6 protein-coding genes and 1 pseudogene are annotated in these 9,268 nt (G+C 41.4%); 4 read left to right on the forward strand and 3 right to left on the reverse strand.

Translation table 11 applies throughout. The features are described 5' to 3' along the window. Positions 1–170: 170 nt before the first annotated feature. Together pyk and AC5GD6_RS05640 are read right to left on the reverse strand one after the other, a co-directional pair. Positions 171–1,601 (reverse strand): pyruvate kinase, encoded by a 1,431-nt coding sequence (gene pyk / locus AC5GD6_RS05635; protein WP_006303129.1) that lies wholly within the window; start codon positions 1,599–1,601, stop codon positions 171–173. Between the two features lie 62 nt (positions 1,602–1,663). Further along, on the reverse strand, positions 1,664–2,668 hold the full coding sequence (locus AC5GD6_RS05640) for a 2-hydroxyacid dehydrogenase (RefSeq protein ID WP_048596655.1): 1,005 nt from the start codon (positions 2,666–2,668) through the stop codon (positions 1,664–1,666). Positions 2,669–3,259: 591 nt separating this feature from the next. On the opposite strand from AC5GD6_RS05640, the gene arcC reads away from it, so the two are divergent. The 3 genes from arcC (at position 3,260) to AC5GD6_RS05655 (ending at position 6,731) form a co-directional block, all read left to right on the forward strand. Then, a complete protein-coding gene (arcC, locus tag AC5GD6_RS05645) occupies positions 3,260–4,198 on the forward strand; it encodes a carbamate kinase (RefSeq protein WP_491846428.1) in 939 nt (312 codons plus the stop codon). Between the two features lie 156 nt (positions 4,199–4,354). After that, positions 4,355–6,322: a subtype A tannase gene (locus tag AC5GD6_RS05650; protein ID WP_491846429.1), complete on the forward strand. Its 1,968-nt coding sequence runs from the start codon at positions 4,355–4,357 to the stop codon at positions 6,320–6,322. Between the two features lie 70 nt (positions 6,323–6,392). Beyond that, positions 6,393–6,731, forward strand: coding sequence for an ACT domain-containing protein (locus tag AC5GD6_RS05655; protein ID WP_006303134.1), 339 nt, complete (start codon positions 6,393–6,395; stop codon positions 6,729–6,731). A 92-nt stretch (positions 6,732–6,823) separates the two neighbouring features. Here the strand turns inward: AC5GD6_RS05655 and AC5GD6_RS05660 are convergent, their stop codons facing one another. Next, entirely contained in the window at positions 6,824–8,203 is a 1,380-nt protein-coding gene (locus tag AC5GD6_RS05660; protein WP_311431355.1) for a glycosyltransferase family 4 protein, read from the reverse strand. A 576-nt stretch (positions 8,204–8,779) separates the two neighbouring features. Here AC5GD6_RS05660 and AC5GD6_RS05665 point away from each other — a divergent pair. Beyond that, positions 8,780–9,268 (forward strand): annotated as a pseudogene (locus AC5GD6_RS05665) (NlpC/P60 family protein); the annotation flags it as partial.

The following is a 9,268-nucleotide window of genomic DNA, read 5'->3' on the forward strand; positions in this document are numbered from 1 at the left end:
CTATAATAACAAAAGAATTCAGGCAAAAACAAAATGGATGCCACCTGTAAAGTACAGAATAGCATCCATGTGTCCAGCCTAGTTCATAAATATGTGTCCAGTATTCTGGGTACATATCACTACATCAGCAGATATAGAGGGGGTTTCTCAACATATAAAGTGCTGTTGCTTTATTGAATTTGAGCAACCATAGTCATGTTAGTTGAGGTAATGTAGTCGCCTTGAGAAGGTGAAGTTTGTGGGTCACCAGCGGTAATAACAACCAGGTCACCCTTGTTTACACAACCGTGATCTTTTGCCTCACGTAATGCGTTGTAGCAAGTGGCAGAAAGTGAGCCTTGCTCAGGTGTCTTATAAGAAGTAACACCCCAGTAGAAGCAGGTCTTTCTGATTGCATGGTTTGAAGGAGACATTGCAATAATAGGCAAATTAGGACGGAAGTTTGAGATGAGGCGTGCGGTACGACCCGAGTGAGTTGGGCAAATAATGCAATGTGCATGAACACGATTTGCGCACTCAACAGCTGCCAAACCAATTGCTGCGTTAACTTCGTCACCTGAGTCGTGATAAATACCACGCTCTGCTAAGTACTTTTCGGTTTCTTTGCAAACAGTTGCCATCATCTTTACAGCCTCAACAGGATATTTACCTGCTGCAGACTCGCCCGAGAGCATAACACAGTCGGTACCATCGTAAATTGCGTTGGCAACGTCGGTTACTTCTGCGCGTGTTGGACGAGGATTTCTGATCATAGAATCAAGCATTTGAGTTGCGGTAATAACAGGCTTATATACCGAAGCACATTTGCTAATAATGCTTTTTTGAATGTGAGGAACCTTTGCAGGTGGAATTTCTACACCTAAGTCACCACGAGCAACCATAATACCGTCGGAGTGCTCAAGGATCTCGTCAAAGTTCTTTACACCAAGTGCGCATTCAATCTTGGGGAAGATATCAATGTGACGTTGACCCTGGCTAAAGCAGAGTTGACGGATTTCGTCTACAGCAGCACCGTTACGGATGAACGAAGCAGCGATAGCGTCAATTCCAAGCTCGCAACCAAAGAGAATGTCTTTTTTATCTTGCTCGGTAACAGAAGGAAGACCAACTTCAACGTTAGGTACGTTTACACCCTTGCGCTCGCCAAGCTCACCACCGTTGTCAATGTTGCAGTACATATCGGTACCTTCAACATGGTCAACAGTTAATTCAATTAAGCCGTCATCAATAAGAATGATGGAGCCTTTTTCTACTTCTTGAGGAAGACGCTTGTAGTCAAGTGAGAAACGATCTTTGTTTCCAATTACGCCATCATCAGTGGTAACGATGGTTTTTTCACCTGTTGTTAAAACAACTTTTTCGTGATTTTCAAGTTCACCCGTACGAATCTCTGGACCTTTGGTGTCAAGCATAATAGCTACAGGAATACCGAGCTCTTGAGAAATACGGCGAACACGCTCGATATTTGTGCGGTGGTACTCATGAGAACCGTGGCTGAAGTTAAAACGAGCAACATTCATGCCGCTTTTAATAATTTCACGTAAGACGTTATCATCTTCAGTTGCAGGACCCATGGTGCAGATGATTTTTGTTCTTTTCATCTATATCCTTTCACATGTATTGTTTCTATCCGCTAGCATTATAGTTGTTGTAGCAAAAAAATCTAGCATACAACGCTACGTTCTATAAACTCTTTACCTTCTGCATAACGTTCAGCATTTTCAAGGGTAACGCGCGCAATTTGGCTAAGTGCTTCGTGTGTAAAGTATGCCTGGTGAGATGACATAACAACATTGGGGAATGCGCACAATTGGCTGGTAACAGATTCAAAGACTTCGCTGGTACGATCTTGATATACATTTGGACCTTCTTCTTCATAAACGTCCAAACCTGCTGCTCCAATTTTGCCAGAAATGATACCACGAATTAAAGCTTGTGTATCAACTAAACCACCACGACCAGTGTTTACAAAGATAACGCCAGGTTTCATCTTGGCAATTGCTTTATCATTGATCATGCGGTAGCTTTCTTCATTTAAGAAGGCATGCAGGCTGATAAGATTAGATTCTGCATAGAGCTCGTCTAGGGAAACAAATCTATCAACACAGTGCTCTTCGTCTACCAATTTTTGATTAGGATACAAATCGTAACCCAAAACGGTCATACCAAAACCTTTACAAATGCGGCAAAGTGCAGCACCAATACGACCACAGCCTACGATACCAGCAGTTTTTCCGTGTAAGGTTTCGCCAACAAGACCGGTAAGCGAGAAGTTATTTTCACGAATACGATTGTAACCTTTGCAAATGTGGCGGTTGGCTGCCAATGCCAAAGCCATTGCGTGCTCAGCGATTGCCTCGGGTGAATATGCGGGAACGCGGGTAACTTTCATACCAATTTCTTGAGCTGTTTTAACGTTTACCGCGTCAAATCCTGCGCATCTCATAAGAACAAGCTCAATACCCAAGCCTTTGAGTACTTCCAAAGTCATTGCAGATACGTTAGAGTTTACAAATGCACATACGGCGTCATAACCTTTTGCCAATGCTGCAGTTGTTGGAGTGAGGTCTACATCGGTATATTCAAGTGTTACATGAGGGAAATCAGGCAACTCTTTGTTGAATGAATCCTTATCGTAGCTCATGGTTCCAAAAACAAGTACTTTCATGGCAACTCCTTTTACTAAAGGCTGTATTAAGATTATGTGCACCTGTACTACGTGTGCACAAAATATTTAGGCACCTTTTAGTTTAACGCACTTTTAACACAGAGGGTATGAGTAAAGTAGAAGTCCATATCACATTTTTAAATTCATTGATGTTAAATTTGGTTAACGGATAAAAGTGAGTGGTAAATGGTATAAATATGCAGAAATCATAGGAAATTTCATCCGAGTGATTTATGGAGTTGTTGTTATGGTTTCGTTGCACGTGGCGCAGCATCGTTTATTATCTCATTTTATTTTTTCTATACAAAAGAATGACTATTACGAGGGATTTTCATTTAAATTGCGCGTAGTATATGTATTAAACGATAAAAAAATACAATAAATTGTATGCAATAAAAAATTACAGACAGCTTTGATTACTAGAATACAAAAGCATAAGACCATTTACCGATAATTTTTGCATATCAACAAATTTATACAATAACTTTTTTATTTTATGCGTAAGAAGTATGGTAGGCTTACACTGTGATATGTTATAAGGAACACGTGCGGCACCGTTTACTGTGCATGTTCGCTCTACAAGGAGAAACTATGGATACACAACAAACCATCGTTGTTGCTTTAGGAGGAAACGCTTTAGGCAAAACTCCTCAACAGCAGCTGGCGCTTATTCAAAATACGGCAAAATCGCTTGTTGATATGATCGAGGAGGGTTACCGCGTAGTTATCACGCATGGCAATGGCCCTCAGGTTGGGGCTCTTAAAGTTTCTACCGATTATGCTTCTCAACATGGTGTTGGACCAGAAATTCCCTTTGCAGAGTGCGGGGCTATGTCGCAAGGCTACATTGGATATCATCTTCAGCAGGCAATGACCAACGAACTTGCTCACAGAAATATACACAAGCCCGTGGTGTCAGTAGTTACGCAAACGCTAGTAGACGCTGCAGATCCTGCGTTTCAGCATCCTACTAAGCCGGTAGGTGCCTTTTACAGCGAAGCAGAAGCAAAAAAGCGCATGGAACACTCGGGCGACGTCTATGTTGAGGATTCGGGACGTGGATGGCGATGGGTAGTTGCTTCGCCGCTTCCAACCTATATTGTAGAAACCGATACTATTAAATCGCTGGTTGAAAGTGGGTGTGTAGTTGTTGCTGCAGGTGGCGGCGGAATACCTGTTGTTAAAACCGAAGCTGGTTATAAAGGTGTTGCGGCCGTTATCGATAAAGATAATACCGCAGCTTTACTTGCTCACGATATTAAAGCCGATCGCTTGGTTATTTTAACTGCCGTCGAAAAAGTTGCCATTAACTTTAACAAGCCTAATCAGCAAAACCTAGATGTAATAAACGTGGAACAAGCAAAGCAATATAGCGATGAAGGCCAGTTTGCGCCAGGATCTATGCTTCCTAAAATTTCTGCGTGCGTAAACTTTGTACAACAAACACCTGCAGGTGAAGCCCTCATTACCTCGCTTGAATGCGCTAAACAAGGACTTTTAGGCAAGACGGGAACACGCATTGTAGCTTAAGCTTTTTTGAGCACTTTATCGAGCAATTGAGTATGTAATTGACGTATGTGTATTGCACATACGTCTTTTTATATTTTCTTCTTGTGAATGTGGTGGGAACTTACCAACATTTTAGTCATAATATAAGAAGTTTTTTGATAGGTACTTGGAGGATGTATGAACATCACAAGAAAGTCTTTTTTATCACTTGCGTCTTGCGCCCTGCTTTTTGCAACAGGTTGTACGGGCCAAACCGAAGATCAGCCTCAGGATACTTCTTCCTCGGAATCGCCTGAGCCTGCGCCCAACTTGAGTGAATTTAAGGCATTGGAGCTCAAACGCGATGGTTGGAAATTTGATAAAGTGAACAACTGTTTTTATCAACTTGGTATTCCGTATTGCTTACATCCTGCGTCAAAAACATACGGTTCGCTTTCAATTTATGTACCTGGTACCTATTTTCTTGCAAAACAAAAAGGTGATTCGTGGCAATGTACCACGCGAGATGACGCGCAGCTAGGTGATTATACGCCCCAAACTGCTCCTATTGTTATGCCACTTAATTCTGCTTTTTTTACGCCACAAGCCTGTCCTAATGTCTATGAGTACGAAGGCATGCGTAGGTATTTACAAGCGGGTATGATTTATGTGTATGCCGGCTTTAGGGGTAGAAGCTCAGGTTTTGAAAGCGATAAAAAAGAAATGTTCTCTGGGGGAGCGCCTTGGAGTGTGGTTGATCTTAAGAGTGCTATTCGATTTTTGCGCTACAATGCATCTGCTCTGCCTGCTAATACCGATAATATTTTTACGCTTTCTTATGGTGCAGGGGCAACTATAAGCTCTGTTTTAGGCTCTAGTGGCGATAGCGACCTTTATACGTCTTATCTCAAAAAAGTGGGCGCAGCCACACACGATAGTAAAGGAAATACTATTTCCGATAAAATTGCTGGTTGTGCGCTGTGGTGTCCTTTGCTTGATGCTGAGTTAGGAGACTGCGCCTATGAATGGATGATGGGGCAATTTGTAACGGATGAATCTCGCAAGGCGAATTCGTTCAAAAAGCAATTGTCTTCAGATCTTGCGCAAGAGTATGCTGCTCGCTTGAATGAGCTTGGGCTGTGTGATAACCAAAACGAACGCCTTCTTCTTTCAAAATTGGATGATGGCAGTTACTGTGATGGATCATATTACAATTATGTGATGAAAACGCTTACTGACGCTGCAACCGATTTTATTATGCATACGCAATTCCCTTATGTTCAAACACCTTCACGGTTGATGGAACCTGCGTTTCCGGGTAATTTGAACGAAAAATGTATCAGTAGTGCCACTAAAGAGCCAGAATCATCTTCTTCTGCTCAAGATGGGTCAAAACAAAAATTGTCGGGGGATCCAACAGCGTCTGATAAAACTTCTACAGGAGTTTCAAAGGTACAGGGAACCTCGTACGAAACACCATCAAGTTATCTTGCATCACTTAACAGCGATACGCGCTGGATTACCTATTCTTCGTCAAAAGGAACGGTCACGATTAGTAATCTATGGGAATTTGTAAAACACTGTAAAATTCCCAATAAAGCAGTATGTGCTTTTGACGCACTAGATAAGTCTACGCCAAGCAATCAGCTCTTTGGAGTTGATAACGAATCTACCTTGCACTTTGATGCGCATGTTGCGCATTTACTTGCCGAGCACCAAGATGCATATAAAAAAGATTCTGCTTTTGATACCAAGCTTGTAGATGTATATCGTAATGACCTTGATAAGAAAGATTCTTTAGGCTCTTCGCAGCAGCTTCGTATCAATGCACTCAATCCGCTTTATAACTTGTGTGGCTCAAGTGAGGGTTTTGGCAAAGCGCAAGTTGCACCATTTTGGCGCATCAATACAGGGCTTATGCAGCAGGCCTCTCCTTTAACTACCGAGCTTAATTTGGTTGCCGCTCTAAAACATTATGATGGTGTAAAAGACGTTCAGTTTACACCCGTATGGGATAAGGGCTTTGAGCTTGCCGAAGTTAAAGGACATCCGCAAGATAACGCTATCCAATGGGTAAGTACCTGCGTTAAGCAATTATCCGCTCTTCAAGAGCAAAAAGAGCAACAAGAGCAAGATGAGCAGAGTCAAGACGATAGTAGTAATTAAACCTTTGATTCTCGGCGTTTGATAGTAGTACAACAGTATCGTAGCCATAATACACACAGGAAGGGTCATTATGGATCACAATTCATCTCATACGGTATCGGATGCACAAACAACGCTTGATCGTGCACAAAGTACGCATAATCGCGCGGTTGTAAGTGTTTTAGGAAAAAACCGCTGCGGTATCGTTGCAAAAGTTGCAACGATTCTTGCTAACAATAATGCAGATATTTTGGACATTTCGCAGACAATTATGTCTTCTATTTTTACGATGACTATGGTTGTAGATCTTTCAGAAGTCAGTGTTAGTTTTGCCGAGATTCAAGAGTCGCTGGATAAGCTTGGAGAAACGTTGCACGTTCAAATTACCATGCAGCGCGAAGATGTATTTACCTATATGTATCGTTTGTAATCACACCGCTAGACCGTTTAATGCGCCTCGAGGCGTACTTCGTGTGCTTTTATGCAATAAGTCATGCGTACCTTTGCGTATGGCTTATTTCGCTATATATGGGTAAGATTGTGACTGTGGTGTTGTTGTTCAAACTTTTCTTCTTCCAGCTTAAATTCGGGATCTTTGGGCGAAACCAGTTCGTCTTTTCCTGTAGTAGGGTTGGTGTGGTGGAAAAGTACGGGCTCAAACAAATGCAATTTAAGCGTAAACACCAGCGAAAGCGCAAAAAGAACGATAAAAATGCAGATACGTGGCAATACCTCAACTTGCGTCATAAGATAGGTCCCACAGCACAAAAATGCTGTCCACGCATACATAATAAGAACTGCTTGTTTTTGATTGAATCCTTCAGAAATAAGACGATGATGAATGTGCCCTTGATCAGCTTGACTAATACTAATATGTGCACGTTTTCTTCTAATAATTGCCGAAAACGTATCGATAATAGGAATACCCGAAATAATAAGAGGTACCATGATGGTGGTAAGACCTGCTACACGTGTTACCGATAACAGCGAAATAACGCCTAAGGTAAAGCCAATCAGCAATGATCCTGAATCGCCTAGAAAGATTGAAGCGGGATTAAAATTATATTTTAGAAAACCAAGCGTTGATCCACACAGTGCAATTGCCAAAAACGCAGCATCAAGTCTATGTGCCATAATCGAGAGTACAAACATAGTTGCACTTACAATAAAAGCAAGTCCTGTTGCAAGGCCATCAAGGCCATCGATGAGGTTAAAAATATTAACGTATGCAACTAAGTAAAGAATTGTTAAAGGATACGCAAGCCAGCCTAAATAGAGTGCGCCAGAGCTTAATGGATTAACAATCACGCCAATAACAAGGCCGCCGCAGACGGCACATGCAGCCGAGATAATTTGACCGATGAGTTTTTGAAGGGGCGTCAAATGATAAATATCATCAATAACACCAGTGATAAAAATGCAGATCATGCCAAGCATAATAAGTGGGTAGTTAATGTACTGAAATACTTCACTTGGTAAAAATACGCTTGGCCAAAGATGAGCTAGAATACCTAAGTAATGAATGAGCAGTGTTAAGAAAATTCCTGTGAAAACGGCAACACCACCCATGCGAGGAATGGGTTTTTTATTAACGCGGCGTTTTCCGGGGTAGTCAATAGCTCCAAGTTTGTGGGCGATTATTTTGGCAAGTGGTGTCAGTGCCAAAACAGTTACGAATGCTATAAAAAATAAGCAAAGAGAACACATAAGCGTAAATGGAGATACTATTCCTCCAAGTACAGGTAGGATGTTTAGGAATCCTAAAGAAGATGTAGATATAGGTAGATCCTTAAAACAAGATACACTAAGTGCTTGTATATGAGGGTGATAACTTGAAGTAGAAAATGCGGGATCAAGGTGGGTAAAATTGCTCACGCTATAATCTATAAGATTTGTGAGCATAAAGCTTTCTCCTTATCTTACCCTGCGTTATTGCAGACACGAGGTAAATCAACTTTGTTGGCCAATAGTTACATATATCTTAAGTTTGAACGATAATGACTTTCTATTCAAGTCTATTTTATAGTGAAAAAATTCGCTATAGTAATAGTAGCGTCCTTTCGTAGTACAACTGGGTGAACCGACAAGCGTTTTGAGGGAGCTCATATTTCGTGTTCAGTACAGGCATCCTTCACAGTTGAGGAAGCTGGAACAAGCGATGAGAGCACCCACCTTATGGAAGGTGGGTTCATTTCGCACCTACGAAAGGGCGTGTTTTCGTGGCATGGCCATGATTTTACTGTCGTTTCGGCGGATGTATAGAAACACATTGATCGAGTGTGTTATAAATGCAAATCATCAATAGGTTATCTTTTGACGCATTCATAAACGATGGCTTTAATTACCTATTTTCCATAGTTTTGCTGTAGCACATGCCTAATTTTGAGCGTATACTTTTGTACGAATTTTGTATGTTTATCGTATAAAGCATGAAGTATTGCTTGTCAATATACATAAGCAAGAGCTTTGTGTGTTGTCATGTTGAAATTCGAGGTGATTTCTACGAAAAAACAGTGTATCCATCCTCTTTGGATGCGTCATTCAAAAGCTCAATTTATAAGAGGACTCGCACTTTCTGCGGTTGTAAGTGGTCTACTGTTTGGTTCGCTGTCTTCGTCTGTCTTTGCGGCTTCAAAGGCGGATACTCCACAGACAAGCATATCAAATGTAGATGCGTCTCATAAAGCAAATACGTCAACCGCGCACACGTCAGAAGAGGTTCCTCAGACAGGATGGGTTCGTGACAATAAAGGTCTTTATTATCGTTTAGAAGACGGTAGCAAAGCGTATTCTATGTTGATAAAGACTGATAAGGGTTATCGTTATGTTACTGATGACGGTTATTGTGCCCGTGGTTGGCTGTGGATGCCTAACGGTAAATGGTTCTACTTTAATAAAGACAACTACCAGATGGTAACAGGTAAACTAACCGATGATAATAAAGACTACTGGTTAGATGAAAACGCA

This window comes from Fannyhessea sp., from assembly GCF_986145555.1.